The sequence below is a fragment of the Streptomyces aurantiacus genome (genome assembly GCF_001418335.1).
GTDB classification, from domain to species: Bacteria; Actinomycetota; Actinomycetes; order Streptomycetales; family Streptomycetaceae; genus Streptomyces; species Streptomyces aurantiacus.
This window is the reverse complement of record NZ_LIPP01000118.1, coordinates 27,815-46,347: the sequence shown is the minus strand read 5'-3', so window position 1 is coordinate 46,347 and position 18,533 is coordinate 27,815. Positions and strand designations below refer to the sequence as shown.

The 18,533-nt window shown below is 71.7% G+C and carries 17 protein-coding genes, 1 pseudogene and 1 riboswitch; of the genes and pseudogenes, 7 read left to right on the top strand and 11 right to left on the bottom strand.

Going from position 1 to position 18,533, the window contains the following annotated elements:
* A pseudogene (locus tag AOK01_RS17075) lies at positions 1-429 on the bottom strand (metallophosphoesterase); the annotation flags it as partial.
* Between the two features lie 95 nt (positions 430-524).
* Positions 525-779, bottom strand: a complete 255-nt coding sequence (locus tag AOK01_RS45115) for an SCO4848 family membrane protein (RefSeq protein ID WP_055512489.1) — start codon at positions 777-779, stop codon at positions 525-527.
* A 151-nt stretch (positions 780-930) separates the two neighbouring features.
* On the opposite strand from AOK01_RS45115, the gene AOK01_RS17065 reads away from it, so the two are divergent.
* Positions 931-2,244 carry a D-alanyl-D-alanine carboxypeptidase family protein gene (locus AOK01_RS17065; RefSeq protein WP_055512487.1) on the top strand — a complete coding sequence of 438 codons (1,314 nt, stop codon included), beginning with the start codon at positions 931-933 and terminating at the stop codon, positions 2,242-2,244.
* Here the strand turns inward: AOK01_RS17065 and AOK01_RS17060 are convergent.
* The 4 genes from AOK01_RS17060 to AOK01_RS17045 are packed head-to-tail and all read right to left on the bottom strand — an operon-like array spanning position 2,198 to position 5,132.
* Complete coding sequence (locus AOK01_RS17060) at positions 2,198-3,187, bottom strand: YihY/virulence factor BrkB family protein (RefSeq protein WP_055512485.1); 990 nt, start codon at positions 3,185-3,187, stop codon at positions 2,198-2,200. The two genes, AOK01_RS17065 and AOK01_RS17060, sit on opposite strands and share 47 nt — an antisense overlap.
* 7 nt (positions 3,188-3,194) lie before the next feature.
* Entirely contained in the window at positions 3,195-3,632 is a 438-nt protein-coding gene (locus tag AOK01_RS17055) for a GtrA family protein (RefSeq protein WP_055512482.1), read from the bottom strand.
* A gap of 29 nt (positions 3,633-3,661) precedes the next feature.
* Positions 3,662-4,618 carry a decaprenyl-phosphate phosphoribosyltransferase gene (locus AOK01_RS17050; RefSeq protein WP_055512479.1) on the bottom strand — a complete coding sequence of 319 codons (957 nt, stop codon included), beginning with the start codon at positions 4,616-4,618 and terminating at the stop codon, positions 3,662-3,664.
* Entirely contained in the window at positions 4,611-5,132 is a 522-nt protein-coding gene (locus AOK01_RS17045; RefSeq protein ID WP_055512477.1) for a phosphatase PAP2 family protein, read from the bottom strand. Before AOK01_RS17045 ends, AOK01_RS17050 begins: the two co-directional genes overlap by 8 nt.
* Before the next feature lie 154 nt (positions 5,133-5,286).
* On the opposite strand from AOK01_RS17045, the gene dprE1 reads away from it, so the two are divergent.
* Both dprE1 and dprE2 read left to right on the top strand, forming a co-directional pair.
* Positions 5,287-6,678 (top strand): decaprenylphosphoryl-beta-D-ribose oxidase, encoded by a 1,392-nt coding sequence (dprE1, locus tag AOK01_RS17040; RefSeq protein WP_055512475.1) that lies wholly within the window; start codon positions 5,287-5,289, stop codon positions 6,676-6,678.
* Positions 6,679-6,748: 70 nt separating this feature from the next.
* Positions 6,749-7,504, top strand: coding sequence for a decaprenylphospho-beta-D-erythro-pentofuranosid-2-ulose 2-reductase (gene dprE2 / locus AOK01_RS17035; RefSeq protein ID WP_055512473.1), 756 nt, complete (start codon positions 6,749-6,751; stop codon positions 7,502-7,504).
* Positions 7,505-7,524: 20 nt separating this feature from the next.
* Here the strand turns inward: dprE2 and AOK01_RS17030 are convergent, their stop codons facing one another.
* The 4 genes from AOK01_RS17030 to pdxR all read right to left on the bottom strand — a co-directional run bounded on the left by AOK01_RS17030 (position 7,525) and on the right by pdxR (position 12,540).
* Positions 7,525-8,103: a 2'-5' RNA ligase family protein gene (locus AOK01_RS17030; RefSeq protein WP_055512471.1), complete on the bottom strand. Its 579-nt coding sequence runs from the start codon at positions 8,101-8,103 to the stop codon at positions 7,525-7,527.
* Between the two features lie 163 nt (positions 8,104-8,266).
* On the bottom strand, positions 8,267-9,280 hold the full coding sequence (trpS, locus tag AOK01_RS17025) for a tryptophan--tRNA ligase (RefSeq protein WP_055512501.1): 1,014 nt from the start codon (positions 9,278-9,280) through the stop codon (positions 8,267-8,269).
* Between the two features lie 111 nt (positions 9,281-9,391).
* A complete protein-coding gene (locus AOK01_RS17020) occupies positions 9,392-10,849 on the bottom strand; it encodes a glycine hydroxymethyltransferase (RefSeq protein WP_055512469.1) in 1,458 nt (485 codons plus the stop codon).
* Positions 10,850-10,880: 31 nt separating this feature from the next.
* Positions 10,881-10,967: riboswitch (ZMP/ZTP riboswitch) on the bottom strand.
* Positions 10,968-11,094: 127 nt separating this feature from the next.
* Entirely contained in the window at positions 11,095-12,540 is a 1,446-nt protein-coding gene (gene pdxR / locus AOK01_RS17015) for a MocR-like pyridoxine biosynthesis transcription factor PdxR (RefSeq protein WP_055512467.1), read from the bottom strand.
* Between the two features lie 47 nt (positions 12,541-12,587).
* On the opposite strand from pdxR, the gene AOK01_RS17010 reads away from it, so the two are divergent.
* Positions 12,588-13,115 carry a carboxymuconolactone decarboxylase family protein gene (locus AOK01_RS17010; RefSeq protein WP_055512465.1) on the top strand — a complete coding sequence of 176 codons (528 nt, stop codon included), beginning with the start codon at positions 12,588-12,590 and terminating at the stop codon, positions 13,113-13,115.
* 90 nt (positions 13,116-13,205) lie between these two features.
* Here AOK01_RS17010 and AOK01_RS17005 read toward each other — a convergent pair whose 3' ends face one another.
* Positions 13,206-14,753, bottom strand: coding sequence for an aldehyde dehydrogenase family protein (locus AOK01_RS17005; protein ID WP_055512463.1), 1,548 nt, complete (start codon positions 14,751-14,753; stop codon positions 13,206-13,208).
* Positions 14,754-15,016: 263 nt separating this feature from the next.
* On the opposite strand from AOK01_RS17005, the gene AOK01_RS17000 reads away from it, so the two are divergent.
* Genes AOK01_RS17000 through AOK01_RS16990 form a run of 3 tightly spaced genes read left to right on the top strand, consistent with a single transcriptional unit; the run spans position 15,017 to position 18,531 of the window.
* Positions 15,017-15,424, top strand: a complete 408-nt coding sequence (locus AOK01_RS17000) for a CU044_2847 family protein (protein ID WP_245702286.1) — start codon at positions 15,017-15,019, stop codon at positions 15,422-15,424.
* Between the two features lie 3 nt (positions 15,425-15,427).
* Positions 15,428-17,584: a VMAP-C domain-containing protein gene (locus AOK01_RS16995; RefSeq protein ID WP_079103482.1), complete on the top strand. Its 2,157-nt coding sequence runs from the start codon at positions 15,428-15,430 to the stop codon at positions 17,582-17,584.
* Complete coding sequence (locus tag AOK01_RS16990; protein ID WP_055512461.1) at positions 17,581-18,531, top strand: AAA family ATPase; 951 nt, start codon at positions 17,581-17,583, stop codon at positions 18,529-18,531. Before AOK01_RS16995 ends, AOK01_RS16990 begins: the two co-directional genes overlap by 4 nt.
* Positions 18,532-18,533: the final 2 nt, after the last annotated feature.

The window sequence follows — 18,533 nt, the reverse complement described above, 5'->3', positions numbered from 1 at the left end:
GGTGGAGGTGGAGGTGGAGGTCTCGTTGGGCTGCTCGGCGTCCCGGGCGGGCGCTCCCGCGGGTACGGACGCGGCCTCCCGTACGTCCGCCGGCTCGGCCGCGGGCGCCGGACGCCGGTCCAGGGCCCTGCGCAGCAGCGGTCGTACGGCCTCGCCGACCAGCAGCGCGAGGAGGAGGTAGATCGTCAGCGCCATCCACAGGAAGCCGGGCCAGGCCAGCACCTGCTGCAACAGGAACGGCGCGCCCGTCTGCTCGGCCGCGATCGCCGCGAACATGAGCAGCGGCGCGGCCACGAACGCGACCGTGCCGACCCGCCTGGAGACCCCGGACCGAGCCGTCGTGTCGCGCACCAGCCGACGCCACAGGTACCAGTGCAGGGCTCCGAACACTGCCAGGACCAGCACGACAACCAAGGACACGATGACCACGCGGAGACTCTCCCGTTATGACGTTATGACGTTATGACGTTATGACGTTGTGGCGTTGTGCCGCTACGGCCTTGTGGCCTTACGGCGTTGTGCTGTTACGGCGACGGCGACGGCGTCCGGCGCAAGGCCCGGACACCGCGCAACCCGATGCCTCCGACAACCGTCCCCAAGACAAAGGAGACAACGGCGAGCGTCAGGTGCACCCAGAAGTACCCGGTCGGGTCCCCCGCGTCGTCGAAGGCGAGCCCGCTGCCGTCCTTCCACAAATTCTTGATGAAAGTGATCCAGATGACCCAGCTCCACACTCCGAAGGCGAGCAGGAACCAGGAGAGGGGGCGGCTGAGCTTCATGGGTTCAGTATCGCCGCCTTCGAACGGGACCGGCGCCCGGGGTGGGAACGACGACGGCGCGCGGAACGGTGGCGGAAAAGGACCTGCCGGAAAGGGTCCTGGTGAGGAGGCGCCCGCGACTTCCCTGGCGGCGCCCTGTACGTTCTCGACCGTGCCCGCCATGAAAAAGACCGCCAAGTCCTCCTTGCTGGTCACCTCCGCCACGCTGTTGTCGTTCTCGCTCGCGCTGTCGGTGACCGCCACCGCGTCCGCCGCCGCGGCGGACGCCAAGCCGACACCGACTCCGACGTCGACCTCGACTTCTTCTTCGTCGGCCACACCGCCGGCGGGCATGTCGACCGTGGGCGGTGCCCAGCTCGGCAAGTCCGGGGCGCAGGCGAATCTCGGCGCCGGCGCGCCGGTCCTCCCGAAGGATCTGAGCGCCCGCTCCTGGATCGTCGCGGACGCCGAGTCCGGCGATGTCCTGGCCTCGCACAACGCGCACTGGCGGCTGCCCCCGGCGAGCACCCTGAAGATGCTGTTCGCGGACACCCTGCTGCCCAAGTTCCCCAAGACGCAGAAGCACAAGGTCCAGCTGTCCGACCTGGCCGGCATCGGCGTGGGCTCCAGCATGGTGGGCATCAAGGAGGAGGAGACGTACTCGGTCCACGATCTGTGGCTCGGCGTCTTCCTCAAGTCCGGCAACGACGCCGTCCACGTCCTGTCCGCGATGAACGGCGGCGTCGACCGGACCGTCAAGGACATGAACGCGCGCGCCGAGGAGCTCCAGGCGCTGGACACGAACGTGGTCAGCCCGGACGGTTACGACGAGAAGAAGCAGGTGTCGTCGGCGTACGACCTGACCCTGTTCGCCCGTTCCGGCCTGCAGAACGAGGACTTCCGGGAGTACTGCTCGACGGTCCGCGCGGACTTCCCCGGCGAGACCAAGAAGAACAAGAAGGGCAAGACGACCCGCAAGTCCTTCGAGATCCAGAACACCAACCGGCTGCTGGCCGGCGACGCCGGTCTCGACGCGTACAAGGGCATCGCGGGTGTGAAGAACGGCAACACCACGAACGCGGGGGCGACCTTCACGGGGGTCGCCGAGCGTGACGGCAAGGTGCTGCTCGTCACGGTGATGAACCCGCAGAAGACAGAGCACAACGAGGTCTACAAGGAGACCGCCAAGCTCCTCGACTGGGGCTTCCAGGCGTCGGGCAAGGTCTCCCCGGTGGGCGAGCTGGTGCCGCCGAAGAGCGCGAAGACGAGCGCTCAGCCGGGCGCCGACGCCTCGGGTGAGGCGGGCGGTTCGGGCGACGACAGGGGCTCGTCGAAGCCGGTGGCGGCCTCGGCGTCGACGGACGGTTCGAGCGGTGTCGGTATCGCGCTGGGGATCACCGGCGGCGTCCTCGTCCTGCTCGCCGCCGGTGTCTTCCTGATCAACCGCCGCTGGCCGCTGCCGGAGTTGATGCGCCGCCGCCGCTGAGGTCCGCGGGGTCGTCCGCCGTCCGCTCGGCCGGCCCCACGACGATCGCCTCGGCCGCCGGTTCATCCGCTTCCTCGGCCGGCCGATCGGCTGTCTCCTCGTGCCCCGTCGCCGTCCAGGCGGCGCAGAAGAGCAGCAGCCTGGACGTGAAGTCGATCCACAGCAGCAGTGCGACGGGCACGCCGAACGCCCCGTACATGTTCTTCGACGCGACCCCCTGCATATAGCCGCTGAGCAGCAGCTTCAGCAGCTCGAACCCGGCGGCGCCGATCAGCGCGGCGACCACGAGGCGGCGCCGCTCCGGCTGGACGCCGGGGAGCAGCGTCAGGAGGTACAGGAGCAGCAGGAAGTCGGCGAGGACGGCCACGGCGAAGGCGGCCGTCCGCAGCAGCACCCCGCCCCAGCCGCCCTCGTCGATGCCGAGGTGCCGGGTCGTCCAGCCCACCGTGGTCGACGCGAGGGTGGAGGCGGCGATGGTGACGAGCACGGCGCCGCCGAGGCCGACGAGTACGCCCGCGTCCTTGAGCTTGCTCAGGAACGGGTTCTCCTCCTCGTCCGGCAGCTCCCAGACCGCACGCAGGCATTCGCGCATCGAGCCGACCCAGCCGATGCCGGTGAACAGCAGCAGCGCGCCCGCGATGAGTCCGACCGTGCCGGCGTTGTCGACGAGGGCGCCGATGTCGAGCTGGTCGGAGATGCCCGGCACCTGCTCGGCGATCTTGTTTTCGAGCGTGTGCTGCCTGTCCTTGTCGAGGGTCGCGGCGGCGATCGTGGCGGCCACGGTGATCAGCGGGAAGAGCGCGACAAAGCTGATGAAGGTCATCGCCGCGGCGAGCCGTGCCCACTTCACCCGGTCGAGTCGCTCGTACGACCGCCAGGCGTGGGTGGCCGTCAGCCGGGTGATCGGCGGGCCCACGACGGGGAGCTTTTTCAGCCAGTCCATGATCCGACTATGCCCCCGCTTCGGAACTCTCACCTCGGATGCCTCGGACACTTCGGAAAACCAGTGTCCGGGTACCCCAGAAACGCAGGATCGTGGCGAGCACCATGCCGATGCCCGCGCCGGAGACGGTGTCCGCGCGCGGGGTGGTGAACCCGAGGCCGTAGTGGCTGACGAGGATGCACAGCAGCTGGACCAGTGCGCCGGCGACGTTCACGGCGAAGAAGATCCCGTACTGGCGCAGATTCCTTGTCGCGTGCCGGTAGGTGCCGAGCGCGTTGCCCGCGTACGCGACCGAGCAGCCCGCCACGAACGACACGGCCTTGGCGGTCAACGGGTCCGCACCGGCCGGGCCGCGCAGCCAGAGGAAGAGAGCGAGGTCCGCGGCGTACGCGAGGAGCCCGGCGATGGCGAAGCCGAGCAGCTCTCGGAGCCGCGGCCGGCTCACGCCCCCCGCGTCCACTGTCCGCGCCCGGCTCACCAGTTGGCTACCGCCAGGCCGTACATCGCGACCCAGGCCACGCCGATCAGGGCGAGCGCGCGGTCGCGCAGGACCACGTCCTCCGGTTCGCCGGCGGTGCCCCGGTCGGCGAAGACCGCGTACCGCAGGACGGCGAGGATGAAGGCGACCATCGACAGCTGCCGCCAGGGCAGCACGCTGGTGTGCGGCACCCCGCCCTCCTCCAGGGCCCACAGGCAGTAGCCGAGGACGGCGACCGAGGCGGCGAGCTGCCAGACGAAGCGCAGGTAGCCGGTGGTGTACTCGGTGAGCAACGCGCGCGTGGCGCCCGCTTTTCCGGCCATCTGGACGGCCTCGGAGTAGCGCTTGGCGGACACCATGAACAGCGCGCCGAAGCCCGTCGTGATCAGGAACCAGCGTGACAGCGGGATGCCGAGCGCGACTCCGCCGATCATGGCCCGCATCAGGAACCCGGTGGTCACCACGGCGAGGTCGGCGACCAGGACGTGCTTGAGGCTCAGGCAGTACGCGAACTGCAGGCCCAGGTAGGCGGTGAGCAGCGCCGAGGTGAACGGCGAGCACAGGAAGGCGGCCACGGTCGGGGCGACGACGGCGAGGACGACGCCGACGCAGTAGGCGACCGGTACGGGCACCTGCCCCGCGGCGACCGGCCGGTGGCGCTTGACGGGGTGGGCGCGGTCGGCGTCGGCGTCCCGGGCGTCGTTGACCAGGTAGACGCTCGCGGCGCAGGCCGTGAAAAGGACGAAGACGAGTGCGACCTGGGTGAGGGCGTGCCGTGAGAAGAGCTCGCCCGCCGCGGCCGGGGCGGCGATGACGAGGACGTTCTTGACCCACTGTTTCGGACGGGCGGTCCTGATCAGCCCTCTCAGGAGGCCACTTTCCCGCGGAGCGGCCTGCTTCCGCTGTTCTCTCTGTTCTTTCCGGGTCTTCTCCAGGAGGGCCGTGTCAGCCATGGTCGCGGTCTCCTGTCATCCAGCGGGCACCGAGCCGGGCGGTCACCGCGCCGAGGGCGGCGCCCGCCGCCACGTCCGAGGGGTAGTGGACGCCGACGACCAGCCGCGACAGGCACATCGCGGCGGCCAGCGCGGGCACCACGCGCGCGCCGAGCGCCCCGAAGGCCACGGCCGCCGCCGCGGCCGAGGTGGCGTGCGAGCTGGGGAAGGAGTGCCGGCCCGCGGTGCGGACCAGCGGCTCGATGTGGCCGGGCCGCGGACGGCGTACGAGCCGTTTGACGCCCATGCTGGTGAGGTGCGCGCCCGCGGTCAGGGCCGTGCCGCGCAGCCAGGCGCCGCGCCGTTCCCGGTCGACGGCGGCTCCCGCGAGGCCCGCCGCGAGCCACAGCGCGCCGTGCTCGCCGGCCAGGGACAGGGTCCGCGCGGCGGCGGCGACCCTCGGGGTGGCGCCGCGGGCGTGGAGGGCCGAGAGGATCCGGTGGTCCAGGTCAGGGCGCTCGTCGTGGTGGTCCATGGAAACTCACTGTTCACGCCGGCACCGCTGGAACTCCGGCAATATTGAGCGACATCCCATTAATCACCCATTTCGGGGAGGAAAGGGATGTTAGAGGACTAACAACGCCTAACGGCCGCTGTCGGTCGATACGGTCGCTGGCATGTCCACTGGCATGTCTGCTGACGCAGTTACTGACAAGGTTGCTGACACGGTTGCTGACACGGTTTCCGTCACGGGATGGGGCCGCACCGCTCCCACCGCCGCCCGCCTGGTGCGCCCCCGTACGTACGAGGAGGCCGTGGCGGCCGTCCGGGAGTGCGGGGCCCGCGGGGGTATCGCGCGGGGTCTGGGACGGGCGTACGGGGACGCGGCGCAGAACGCGGGCGGGGCCGTGTTCGACATGACGGGCCTCGACCGCGTCCACGCGATCGACGCGGACGGCGGGACCGTGCTGTGCGGCGCCGGTGTCTCGCTGCACCGCCTCATGGAAGTCCTGCTGCCGCTGGGCTGGTTCGTGCCGGTCACGCCCGGGACCCGCTATGTGACGGTCGGCGGGGCGATCGGCGCGGACATCCACGGCAAGAACCACCACGTGTCCGGCTCGTTCGCCCGGCACGTCCTGTCCTTCGAGCTGCTGACCGCGGACGGCGAGATCCGTACGGTGCGCCCCGGCACGCCCCTCTTCGACGCCACCGCGGGCGGGATGGGCCTGACCGGCGTCATCCTGACGGCCACCGTCCGACTGGAGCCCGTCGAGACGTCGTTGATGTCCGTCGACACGGAACGCGCCACGGACCTGGACGACTTGATGGCCCGCCTCACGGCCACCGACCACCGTTACCGCTACTCGGTCGCCTGGATCGACCTGCTGGCCCGCGGTACGTCCATGGGGCGCTCGGTGCTGACCCGGGGCGACCATGCCCCGCTGGAGGCGCTGGCCGAGGGCACGCGCGCGCGAAGGGCTCCGCTGGAGTTCCGGCCCGGGCGCCTTCCCGCCGCGCCCTCCTTCGTCCCCGAGGGCCTGCTCGGCCGTACGACGGTCGGGCTCTTCAACGAACTCTGGTACCGGAAGGCGCCCCGCGCGCGTACCGGTGAACTGCAGCGGATGTCCACCTTCTTCCATCCGCTCGACGGCGTGCCGCACTGGAACCGGGTCTACGGGCGCGGCGGTTTCGTGCAGTACCAGTTCGTCGTCGGACACGGCCGGGAGGAGGCCCTCGGACGGATCGTGCACCGCATCTCGCAGCGGCGCTGCCCTTCCTTCCTCGCCGTGCTGAAGCGGTTCGGCGAGGGCGACCCGGGCTGGCTGTCCTTCCCGATGCCCGGCTGGACCCTCGCCCTGGACATCCCCGCGAACCTGCCGGGGCTCGGCGGCTTCCTCGACGAGCTGGACGAGGAGGTGGCCGCGGCCGAAGGCCGTGTCTACCTCGCCAAGGACTCCCGGCTGCGGCCCGAACTGCTCGCGTCGATGTATCCGCGGCTCGGCGAGTTCCGGGCGCTGCGGGCGGAGCTGGACCCGCGGTCCGTCTTCACCTCCGACCTGTCCCGGCGCCTCGGGCTCTGACTCCCGCATCCCTCGTTTCCCCCCTGCATCCCCCGTTTCCCCCGCATCAACCCATGAGGAGTTCGGTCGCATGAAGGACGCCTTCGGCATTCCCCAGTCCCTGCTCGTCCTCGGTGGCACGTCGGAGATCGCGCTCGCCACCGCCCGCCGGCTGATCACCCGCCGTACCCGCACGGTGTGGCTCGCGGGCCGCCCCTCGCCCGCTCTGGAGTCGGCCGCCTCCGGGCTGCGCGAGCTCGGCGCGGACGTCCGTACCGTCGGCTTCGACGCGCTCGACCCCGACGGCCACGAGGCGGCTCTGGGCAAGGTCTTCGCCGAGGGCGACATCGACATGGTCCTGCTCGCGTTCGGCGTCCTCGGTGACCAGTCGCGCGACGAGAACGAGCCCGGCGCCGCGGTCCGGGTCGCGCAGACCAACTACACGGGCGCCGTCTCGTCGGGCCTGGTCTGCGCGCGGGCGCTCCAGACGCAGGGCCACGGCTCCCTGGTGGTGCTCTCCTCGGTGGCGGGCGAGCGGGCCCGCCGCGCCAACTTCATCTACGGGTCGAGCAAGGCGGGCCTCGACGCGTTCGCCCAGGGCCTGGGGGACGCGCTGTACGGCACGGGCGTCCACGTGATGGTCGTACGGCCCGGCTTCGTCCGCTCGAAGATGACGGAGGGGCTGGCCGAGGCCCCGCTCGCGACGACCCCCGAGGCGGTGGCCACGGCGATCGAGACGGGACTGCGCCGGCGCTCCGAGACGGTGTGGGTGCCGGGGACACTGCGGGTGGTGATGGCGGCGCTGCGGCATGTGCCGCGTGGGGTGTTCCGCCGCCTGCCCCTGTGACAAGCGGGCGAACCGGCCGGTCAGCAGGCCGGGAGCGGGCCCCGTGCCACATGGGCCGCCTGCGGTGGCACGACCGCGCCCCCGAAGACGTAGTCACGCAGCCTGCGCCACACGCCGTCGGGTCCCTGCTCGTAGAGCGCGAAGCCGGTGCACGGCCAGTGCGCCTCGTACTCCGCCAGCTCCTCGAAGGCGCGGTCCATCGCCTCGTCGTCGATGCCGTGCGCCACCGTCACATGCGGGTGGTACGGGAACTGCAGTTCGCACGCCACGGGCCCGGAGGCGTCCCGGACCTGCTTCTGCAGCCAGGTGCAGGCCTCGGCCCCCTCGGCCACCTGTACGAACACGACCGGGGACAGCGGACGGAACGTGCCCGTCCCGTTCAACCGCATCGGGAAGGGCCGGCCGGCCGCCGCGACCTCGACGAGGTGGGTCTCGATCGCGGGCAGTGTCGCCCGGTCGACCACGGTCGGCGGCAGCAGTGTGACGTGCGTGGGAATGCCGGACGCCGCGGGGTCACCGAAGGCCATGCGCCGCTCCTGGAGCAGGCTGCCATGTGGCTCCGGGACCGCGATCGACACACCGATCGTTACGGTCCCCACGTCGTCTCCTGTCGTTGTGCCGGTGTCTGTTCCGTCGTGCTGCTGCCGACCCGGCTATCGACTGTACGGCCGTGCGGCCCCGCAGCGGATGTCGTGGCGGTGTTGTCCTGGTCTCGTCCCGGCCGCCGTACGGGCTCTCGTAGCGGCGGCCGGCGCTCGGCGATCAGTGCTTGGCGGGCAGGAAACCCACCTTGCCGTACACCTGGGCGAGCGTCTCCGCGGCGACCGCACGAGCTTTCTCCGCCCCCTTGGCCAGGATGGAGTCGAGCGTCTCCGGGTCGTCCAGATACTGCTGGGTGCGCTCCCGGAAAGGCGTCACGAAGTCGACCATGACCTCCGCCAGGTCCGTCTTCAGCGCACCGTAGCCCTTGCCGGCGTACTTCTGCTCCAGTTCCCCGATTCCGACGCCGGTGAGCGTGGAGTAGATGCCCAGCAGGTTGCTGACGCCCGGCTTGTTCTCGACGTCGAACCTGACCACCGTGTCCGTGTCGGTGACCGCGCTCTTCACCTTCTTGGCGGTGGCCTTCGGCTCGTCGAGGAGGTTGATGAGGCCCTTCGGCGTCGACGCCGACTTGCTCATCTTGATCGTCGGGTCCTGCAGATCGAAGATCTTCGCCGTCTCCCTGAGGATGTACGGCTTCGGCACGGTGAACGTCTGCCCGAAACGGCCGTTGAACCGCTCGGCGAGGTCGCGGGTCAGCTCGATGTGCTGGCGCTGGTCCTCGCCCACCGGGACCTCGTTGGCCTGGTACAGCAGGATGTCCGCGACCTGGAGGATCGGATACGTGAAGAGGCCGACCGAGGCGCGGTCGGCGCCCTGCCTGGCGGACTTGTCCTTGAACTGGGTCATGCGGGAGGCCTCGCCGAACCCGGTGAGGCAGTTCATGACCCACGCGAGCTGGGCGTGCTCGGGGACATGACTCTGCACGAAGAGCGTGCAGCGCTCGGGGTCGAGACCTGCGGCCAGCAGTTGGGCGGCGGCGAGCCGGGTGTTGGCGCGCAGGTCCGCGGGGTCCTGCGGGAGGGTGATCGCGTGCAGGTCGACCACCATGTAGAACGCGTCGTGGGACTCCTGGAGGGCCACCCACTGGCGGACGGCGCCGAGGTAGTTGCCGAGGTGGAACGAGCCTGCGGTGGGCTGGATTCCGGAGAGCACGCGGGGACGGTCGAGAGCCATGCCCACCATTCTCTCAGGTGTCGGGGCCCGCTCCGGAACTGGTCGGAAACAGGTGCGGCCCGGTCTGTCTCCGACGGCGTAACAAAACGGTGCGGGCGCCCGACCGTGAGGTCAGCCGAGGTCGATCTCCGGGTACAGCGGGAAGCCGGTCAGGAGGTCGGTCGCGCGGTGGGCGATCTCGTCCGCGATCTTCGGGTCGAGGACGTGCTGGGCCTTGGAGGGGGCGCCCTTCTTGGTGGTGCCCGGTTCCGTGGTGGCGAGGACGCGGTCGATCAGGCCGGCGATCTCGTCCATCTCGGTGGCACCGAGGCCCCGGGTGGTCAGCGCGGGCGTGCCGATCCGGATGCCCGAGGTGTACCAGGCGCCGTTGGGGTCTGCGGGGATCGCGTTGCGGTTGGTGACGATGCCCGAGTCGAGGAGCGCGGACTCGGCCTGCCGGCCGGTGAGGCCGTAGGAGGTGCCGACGTCGATGAGGTTCAGGTGGTTGTCCGTGCCGCCGGTGACCAGCGTGGCACCGCGCCGCATCAGACCCTCGGCGAGGGCGCGGGCGTTGTCGACGACGGCCTGGGCGTAGTCGCGGAACTCGGGGCGGCGGGCCTCGGCGAGTGCGACCGCCTTGGCGGCCATGACGTGCGGAAGGGGGCCGCCGAGCACCATGGGGCAGCCGCGGTCGACCTGTTCGGCGAGCGACTCGTCGCACAGGACCATGCCGCCGCGCGGGCCGCGCAGCGACTTGTGGGTGGTCGTGGTGACGATCTGGGCGTGCGGGACCGGGTCGAAGTCTCCGGTGAGGACCTTGCCCGCGACCAGCCCTGCGAAGTGCGCCATGTCGACCATGAGCGTGGCGCCGACCTCGTCGGCGATCTCGCGCATGATCCGGAAGTTCACGAGCCGGGGGTAGGCGGAGTAGCCGGCGACGATGATCATCGGCTTGAACTCGCGGGCGGACACGCGCAGGGCCTCGTAGTCGATGAGGCCGGTGGCGGGGTCGGTGCCGTAGGAGCGCTGGTCGAACATCTTGCCGGAGATGTTCGGGCGGAAGCCGTGGGTGAGGTGGCCGCCGGCGTCCAGGGACATGCCCAGCATGCGCTGGTTGCCGAAGGCCTGGCGCAGCTCGGCCCAGTCGGCCTCGGAGAGGTCGTTGACGTTGCGGACGCCGGCCTTCTGGAGGGCGGGGGTCTCGACGCGCTGGGCGAGGACCGCCCAGAAGGCGACGAGGTTGGCGTCGATGCCGGAGTGCGGCTGGGCATAGGCGTGCTCGGCGCCGAAGAGCTCGCGGGCGTGCTCGGCGGCGAGGGCCTCGACGGTGTCCACGTTGCGGCAGCCGGCGTAGAAGCGGCGGCCGACGGTGCCTTCGGCGTACTTGTCGCTGAACCAGTTGCCCATCGCGAGGAGGGTGGCCGGGGACGCGTAGTTCTCGGAGGCGATCAGCTTGAGCATCTCGCGCTGGTCGGCGACCTCCTGCCCGATGGCGTCGGCGACCCGGGGTTCGACGGCACGGATCACTTCGAGGGCGCTGCGGAAGGCGGTGGACTCGGTGGAGAGGGGCGTGGAGAGGGACTCCGACATGACGGCCTCCGGACGTGGCGTTCGGCGTTCACGGTTCGGCCCAGGCGCACGGCACACAGTTCCCGGGCCGCTCCCCGATGGTCGATCCCATCCCAGCGCGCCAGTCACGGCCCGGGAGCGAGCCTACCGGGCACGTCCGGGGGACAGCTGCCGCCGTCCACCATGCGAGCGACTGCGACCGACGCCGCGAGGCGCCGTAGCTGTCGTCGTGCGCCCGCCGGGAGTCGGGAGTTACGGGGCAGCCCTTAGGAGAGTGCCGCGCACAGTGTTTCCAGTGCTGCCGGCCAGCCGCTGTCCGACGGGGTCCCGTAGCCGACGACCAGGGCGTCCACCGGTGGAGTCGTGGCGGCGGGGTGGCGGTAGTCGGCCAGGCCGTGCCAGGCCGCCGTCCGGACCACCGACCGCTCGGTGCCGGGCGGGAGCCGGAGCACCGCGTGGAACCCGGCCGCGATGCCGGTGGCCGTGACCGACGGGGCGCGATCCGCCAGGGCCGAGACGAGCTGGTCGCGGCGGCGCCGGTACCGGAGGCGGGAGGCGCGCACATGACGGTCGTACGCGCCCGAGGTGATGAACTCCGCCAGTGTCAGCTGGTCCAGGACCCCGCACGACCAGTCCGCGCCGCCCTTCGCCGCCACGACCTCGGCTGCCAGGTCCGGCGGCAGGACCAGCCAGCCGAGGCGCAGGCCGGGGGCGAGTGACTTGCTGGCGGTGCCGAAGTACACCACGCGGTCCGGGTCGAGGCCCTGGAGGGCGCCCACGGGCTGCCGGTCGTAGCGGAACTCCCCGTCGTAGTCGTCCTCCAGGATCAGCCCGCCCGTGCGCCGCGCCCAGTCGACGACACCGGCCCGGCGGTCCGGGTGCAGCGGCACGCCCATCGGGAACTGGTGCGCGGGTGTCAGCAGCACCGCCCCCACGGCACCGGCCTCGGCCCCGCCCGCGCCTGCGTCCTTGTCGCTGCCCGTGCCTCCGCCCTTGCCCCGCTCGGTCAGCACGTCGGTCCGCGTGCCCAGTTCGTCGAACGGCAGCGGTACCGACTCCAGTCCCGCCCGGTCGATCAGCCGCCGGTGCACATCGAGCCCGTACGACTCCACGGCGAGCGTCCGCGCGCCCCGCTGCCGCAGTACCTCCCCGAGCAGCATCAGCCCGTGGACGAACCCGGAGCAGATGAGGAGGTGTTCGGGGTCGGCGCGTACGCCACGGGCGCGGGCGAGGTAGCCCGCGAGGGCGGTGCGCAGTTCGACACGGCCGCGCGGGTCCCCGTAACCGAAGGCGTCGTTCGGTGCCGCCGTGAGGGCCCGGCGGGTCGCCTTGAGCCACTCGGCGCGCGGGAACGAGGCGAGGTCCGGGGTGCCGGGGACGAAGTCGTACGCGGGTCCCTCGGGCGCGCGGGGCCGGCGCGCGGCGGAGGCCGGGACCGGCACCGTCCGCCGCGCCACCCGGGTGCCCGAGCCCTGGCGGGCGGTGAGCCAGCCCTCGGCGACGAGGTCGGCGTACGCGTCGGCGACCGTGTTGCGGGCGACGCCGAGGTCGCCGGCGAGGGACCGGGACGACGGCAGCCGGGTACCCGGGGCGAGCCGCCCGCCGCGCACCGCCTCCCGCAACGCGTCGGTGAGGCCTCTGCGCAGGCCGGAGCCGGTACGCGCGACGTCGATGTGCAGGTCCACCCCGAAAGTGGCCCATGATCCAGCCATGGAAATGGACCATACTCCTGGGCTGCCTCGCTCGTAGGGTCGAGGACATGACCACAGCGCAGACGACACAGACGACCCCCACAACCCCCGCGACCACCCAGTACGCCGCCGAGGAAGCCCCCCGGCTCCAGTGGACCAAGTACGCCCCCGAGGTCTACAAGGCCATGGTCCGGCTCGACGCGGCGGCCCGGGACGGAGTCGACCCGGTGCTCCTTGAGCTGGTGAAGATCCGCGCCTCGCAGCTCAACCACTGCGCGTTCTGTCTCGACATGCACACGAAGGACGCGCTCGCGGCGGGAGAGAGCGTCGAGCGGATCATCCAGCTCAGCGCCTGGGAGGAGTCGCGGCACTTCTACACGGAGAAGGAGCTCGCGGCGCTCGCGCTGACCGAGGCGGTGACGGTGCTGACGGACGGCTTCGTCCCGGACGCGGTGTTCGAAACCGCCGCGCGCCACTTCGACGAGGGCGAACTGACCCGGTTGATCGCCGCGATCACGGTGATCAACGCGTGGAACCGGTTCGGGGTGGCGTGTCGGCTCACGCCCGGCCACTACACGGCCGGGCAGTACAAGTGACGGTGGTGCGTCGGCTGCCGGCCGGTGGGGGCTTGTCGCGCAGTTCCCCGCGCCCCTGAACGCGGGCCCTGGCGGGCCCCGTTCAGAGCGTCAGCCCGCGAACCACCTGACCGGCTTCGGCGCGAGGTTCTGGTACACGTGCTTCGTCTCGCGGTATTCGGCGAGTCCCGCGGGGCCGAGCTCGCGGCCGACCCCGCTCTTGCCGAAACCGCCCCACTCCGCCTGCGGAAGGTAGGGGTGGAAGTCGTTGATCCAGACGGTGCCGTGCCGCAGGCGTCCGGCCACGCGCCGGGCGCGCCCCGCGTCGGCGGTCCAGACGCCGCCCGCGAGCCCGTACTCCGTGTCGTTGGCGAGCGCGACGGCCTCGTCCTCCGTACGGAAGGTCTCCACCGTCAGGACCGGCCCGAACACCTCTTCCCGTACGACGCGCATCTCGCGGTGGCACTGGTCGAGGACGGTCGGCTCGTAGAAGTAGCCGGTGGCGGGGCGTACGTCGGAGGGGTCGGGGCGGGCGCCGCCGGTCCGCAGCACCGCGCCCTCCGCGAGGGCGGAGGCCACGTAGCCCTCGGTCTTCTCGCGCTGTTCGGCGGAGACGAGCGGGCCGCACTCGACGCCCTCCTCGGTGCCACGGCCGAGCCGGATGCGCTCGGCCCGCCGCGCCAGTTCGGTGACGAAGCGGTCGCGGACCGACTCCTCGACGATGAGCCGGGAGCCCGCCGAGCAGACCTGGCCGCTGTGGATGAACGCGGCGTTCAGCGCCTGGTCGACGGCGGTGTCGAAGCCCTCCTCGGTGGCGCAGGCGTCGGCGAAGACGACGTTGGGGTTCTTGCCGCCGAGTTCGAGGGCGACCTTCTTCACGGTGACGGCGGCGGCCTGCGCGACCTTCGTGCCGCTGGTGAGGCCGCCGGTGAAGGAGACGAGGTCGACGTCCGGGTGCTCGGCGAGGCGGGCGCCGACACTGTGCCCGGGTCCTGTGACGATGTTGGCCACTCCGGCGGGCAGCCCGGCCTCGACGAGCAGGTCGATGAGGGCGACGGTGGTCAGCGGGGTGATCTCGCTGGGCTTGACGACGAAGGTGTTCCCCGCGGCGAGGGCGGGCGCGATCTTCCAGCTGGCTTGCAGCAGTGGGTAGTTCCAGGGCGTGATCATCGCGCAGACGCCGAGGGGTTCGTGCACGACGACGCTGTGGATGTCGTCCGATCCTGCGTCGACGACCCGCCCGCCGCCCTCACCGACGACGAGATCGGCGAAGTACCGGAAGGCGTCGGCGACGCAGTCGATGTCGACCCGCCCCTCCTCCAGCGTCTTGCCCGCGTCCCGGCTCTCCAGCAGTCCGAGCCGCTCGCGGTCGCGGACGAGGAGGTCGGCGACCCGGCGCAGGAGGGCGGCCCGCTCCGTGACGGGGGTCCGCGGCCACGCTCCGTGGTCGAAGGCCTGCCGGGCGGCCTCGACAGCCGCGTCCGTGTCCGGCACGCCGCCTTCCGCGACCACCGCGAACGGCTTGGCGTCCGCCGGGTCGAGGACGTCCCGGGTGGCTCCCGAAGCGGCGGCACGCCACTGCCCGCCCACGTGAATCGTCCGCTGCGCCTCGTGGCCCGACCGCTGTCCCAACCGCTGACCCGACTGCTGTCCCGACATGTTCGGTGCTGCCTTCCGTTCCGGTTCCGTGGCTGTTCCGTGGCTGTTCCGTGGCCCTGTGCAGGCGTGTGTCACTCCCGGGGGTCGGGACCACCTGCCCCCGGGTCCGGAATGCATGCCCACTCTGTCACCGAAGTGCCCAAGGTCACCGCACAGGCTCTCCCGGGCACCGGCTCTCCGAGGGGGCGGCCGGCCCTTTCCCCCCGTAACCGAGTTGTCCACACATGCCCATGTCATGGCCTGCCCTGCGCCACAATGTCGTTGTGCCCACCTCAACCGCAGCAGACCTGGAGCTCGACGACGGTACGCCCGTCAGATTCCTGTTCACCGCCGCCCAGGACCAGGGGGCGGCCGGCCCCGACGACGATCTGCCCGAAGGGATGGGCAGGGCCGTACCCGTGAGCAGGGGCGGCCGGGCCGCCGCCGACGTGGCCATCGGGACCCTGCGCCTGGCCCTGCGCCCGCTCGGCCCCCTCCTTCAGGAGGTGCACGACGCCGTCGTGGCCGCGCCACGGCCGCCGTCCGACATCAGCGTGACGTTCGGTGTCCAGGTCGGACAGGACCTCCGGCTCGGGATCGTCGGCGGCAACGGACAGGCCCACCTCACCGTCACCGCCAGCTGGCAGCCCGCGGCGGGCGCCGACGACGGTGCGACAACCGGCGCGGAGTGATCCGTGGGCTGGTTCAGAGCCCTCGGGCCGGCGCCCGACGAGGACCAGGACCAGGGTCCGTTCGCCGCGTCCATACCGCGTGCGCGGGACGGCAGAACGGCCGGGGCCGGACTCGTACTCGACAGCGACACCGTTCTGACCTGCGCACACGTCGTCAACGACGCCTTGGGCAGGGCTCTGTTCGATAGCCGGCCACCGGGCCCCGACGAACTCGACGTCGTCCTCAGGGGACCGCGCGGCTCCGAACGCTACCCCGCGCGAGTGGCGCACTGGATCGCACCGCGCCACAAGGCGGGCGGAGCGGTCCACGAGGGGGACGACGAGTGGCACGGTGATCTCGCCGTGCTGCGGGTCGACGCACCACCCGGCAGTACGTTCCCGCCGCCCCGCCGTATCGCGATGTCGGCCGACCAGCGGGTGACCGTCCGGCACGGCAGCGGCCACAGCGCCACCTTCGCCGAACTGACGGTCAAGTCCCTCGAAGGGCCGGTCGGCTACCTCGACGGCGCGGCCACCGGCATGGCCGTCGGCCCCGGCTACAGCGGTGGCCCCCTGTGGCACCGGCAGAGCAGGGCCGTCGTGGGCCTGATGACCGCCCACTTCATGCCGCCCCACGATCCGGACACCGGAAAGCCGCTGCCCTACAGCCCCCAGCAGCTGGTCCGCCGCAGCTGGGCCATCCCCTGGCAGCACGTGGAGGCGGAGCTGCGGCCCCTGGGTGTCCTCGACGCCGAGGAACCCGGGCCCGTCGACCCGGAGGACCCCGCCTTCACCCTGCTCACCGAGGCGATCGAGCGCGCGCTGCCGTCGGCGGTCGGGCGCGGCGACTGCGCCCGCAGACTCGCCCGTGCCTGCGGTGTCGGGCACGGCGGCGAGGTCCTGCCGCCGACGGTGGAGGAGTTCGCCGCCTTCCTCCTCACCCACCCGCGCGCCCTGGCGGCCCTCGTCGAACTCCTGCGCCGCAACAACCCGGAGGAGGCGGACCACGCACTGACCGCGGGACGGCTCCACCGGGTGCCCCGGCTGCTCTCCCCGAGGGAGTACGCGCGCCTCCACCAGCTCCTGCGCGGCATCGACAAGGCCGTGCTCGGCCGGTTCGCCGAGGCGGTCCGCGCGGCCCTGCCGCTGGCCGCGGCGTTCCCCGGCGGCGAGACGCTCGACGCATTGATCGACCATCTGGAGACACTGACGGGCGACGGCCGCTCCGACGACGGCGAACCCAGGGTCCCCGCGCTCCTGCGCGTCATGGAGTACGTGAGCGTGCTGTGCCCCGGACCGCAGCGCGCGGGCCTGCGGATCTGGTCCGACGGGGTCGCCGTACGACTCGCCATTCCGCGCTCGGCACTGGCCGAGCGGCGTTCGGACGCCCAGGAGTGGGCGCGGGTGATGCGCACCCGGTCCGCCCGCGTCAGGGTCCTGGTACAGGTCACCCGGGCGGACCCGGGACGGCACCGGCTGCGGATCTGGTGCGACGAGGGGGCCGGCCTCCGGCAGGTGTCCACCGACACGTCGGCCGCGTACTCGGGTTCGCAGGCGGCCCGCGAACTCCTTCGGGTCCTGGAGACCCTCGACCCCGCCGCCGTCGACGAGCAACGGCCGCTCGTGGAGGTCCTCGTGGACCGCACCAGCCTCAACCTGCCCGTCGACGAGTGGGAGGGCAGTGGCCCCGACGAGATCGTCCCCGGTGTGCTGGGGGTGGAGTTCCCGCTGGTCGTGCACTGCCCGGAACTCCTGCGCCGGCACGAGCGTTTCCTGCCCGACTGGCGCCGCCGCTGGAGCCGTCTCGACTCCGGAGCAACGCTGGTGTTCTCCGACGCGTCTCTCAGCACGAACGAGATCTACGCCGAACTGATGCGGAAGCTCGACGCGGTGCGTGTCTCCGTCGACGTGCCCGCGGGACTCCGGGACGCCGTCGTGCAGGTGTGTCTGGCCGTGGGCGTGCCGGTCGTGGTGTGGGACCGCGGACGGGACACGGACTCGCACGTCGTGAAGCAGATGGCCGAGGTCGCCACCCGTGAACTGCCGGACGGGGTGCGCTCCTACCGCGCCAACACCATGCTGCACCCGCTGGACTACCCCGGCCGTCCCGTCCTGGCCTGGGCCGACGCCGACCGCACGGTGCCCCGACTGCACCTGACCGAACCACAGGAGAGCGCATGACTTCCGCTCCCGAGGCCGACTGGCGCCTCTTCCGCGGTGACGGCACACCACGGGCCGTCACCCTCCCGTCGGCTCCGCCGTGGCGCCGCTTCACCCCCGACCGGGCCGTGCGCCCCGAACTCCCCTACCTGATCGAGCCGCTCCACGCCGACGTGGTCAACGCCGCTCTCCACCTGCGCCGCCCGCTGCTCGTCACCGGACCGGCCGGCACCGGCAAGTCGTCCCTCGCCAAGGCCGTCGCACACGAGCTGAACCTGGGCGAGCTGCTGCGCTGGCCCGTCAACAGCCGCTCCGCCGTGCGCGAGGCCCTGTACCAGTACGACGCGATCGGCAGGCTCCGCGAGACGACCCTCAGCCGGGACCGCGGCGAACGCGAGCCGTCCATCGGTACGTTCGTCCGGCTCGGCCCGCTCGGTACGGCCCTGGTGCCGTCCGTCGTGCCGCGCGCCCTGCTCATCGACGAGATGGACAAGGGCGACGTCGACCTCCCCAACGACCTGCTCACCGTGTTCGAGGAGGGCGTCTTCGAAATACCGGAACTCAGTCGGCTGCCCGAGGAGTTCGCCGACGTCGAGGTGCAGACCGCCGACCACCGCGGCGCCGTCCGGGTGCACCACGGACTGGTCCAGTGCGCGGAGTTCCCGGTCGTCGTCATCACCAGCAACGGCGAACGCGACTTCCCGCCCGCCTTCCTGCGCCGCTGCGTCCGTCTCGGCCTGAACGTGCCCGACGAGGAGCGGCTGCGCGCCATCGTCGCCGCCCACCTCGGTGAGGACGCGCTGCGGGAGGCCGACGACCTGCTCGAAGCGTTCCTGCGCCGCCGCGCCCCGGGCGAACTCGCCACCGACCAGCTGCTCAACGCGGTCTTCCTGCGCACCAGCGGGGTCGACCTCGACGCGGAAGGCCTCCTGGACGCCGTACTGCACCAGCTCACCGGCGCGATGTGACC

What these genes read in the sequence shown, in the direction of transcription:
- AOK01_RS17060 (WP_055512485.1), bottom strand. Translation starts at nt 3,187, where the DNA reads ATGGACTGGCTGAAAAAGCTCCCCGTCGTGGGCCCGCCGATCACCCGG.
- AOK01_RS45115 (WP_055512489.1), bottom strand. Translation starts at nt 779, where the DNA reads ATGAAGCTCAGCCGCCCCCTCTCCTGGTTCCTGCTCGCCTTCGGAGTG.
- AOK01_RS16990 (WP_055512461.1), top strand. Translation starts at nt 17,581, where the DNA reads ATGACTTCCGCTCCCGAGGCCGACTGGCGCCTCTTCCGCGGTGACGGC.
- dprE2 (WP_055512473.1), top strand. Translation starts at nt 6,749, where the DNA reads ATGAAGGACGCCTTCGGCATTCCCCAGTCCCTGCTCGTCCTCGGTGGC.
- AOK01_RS17010 (WP_055512465.1), top strand. Translation starts at nt 12,588, where the DNA reads ATGACCACAGCGCAGACGACACAGACGACCCCCACAACCCCCGCGACC.
- AOK01_RS17045 (WP_055512477.1), bottom strand. Translation starts at nt 5,132, where the DNA reads ATGGACCACCACGACGAGCGCCCTGACCTGGACCACCGGATCCTCTCG.
- pdxR (WP_055512467.1), bottom strand. Translation starts at nt 12,540, where the DNA reads ATGGCTGGATCATGGGCCACTTTCGGGGTGGACCTGCACATCGACGTC.
- AOK01_RS17005 (WP_055512463.1), bottom strand. Translation starts at nt 14,753, where the DNA reads ATGTCGGGACAGCAGTCGGGTCAGCGGTTGGGACAGCGGTCGGGCCAC.
- AOK01_RS17050 (WP_055512479.1), bottom strand. Translation starts at nt 4,618, where the DNA reads ATGGCTGACACGGCCCTCCTGGAGAAGACCCGGAAAGAACAGAGAGAA.
- trpS (WP_055512501.1), bottom strand. Translation starts at nt 9,280, where the DNA reads ATGGCTCTCGACCGTCCCCGCGTGCTCTCCGGAATCCAGCCCACCGCA.
- dprE1 (WP_055512475.1), top strand. Translation starts at nt 5,287, where the DNA reads ATGTCTGCTGACGCAGTTACTGACAAGGTTGCTGACACGGTTGCTGAC.
- AOK01_RS17020 (WP_055512469.1), bottom strand. Translation starts at nt 10,849, where the DNA reads ATGTCGGAGTCCCTCTCCACGCCCCTCTCCACCGAGTCCACCGCCTTC.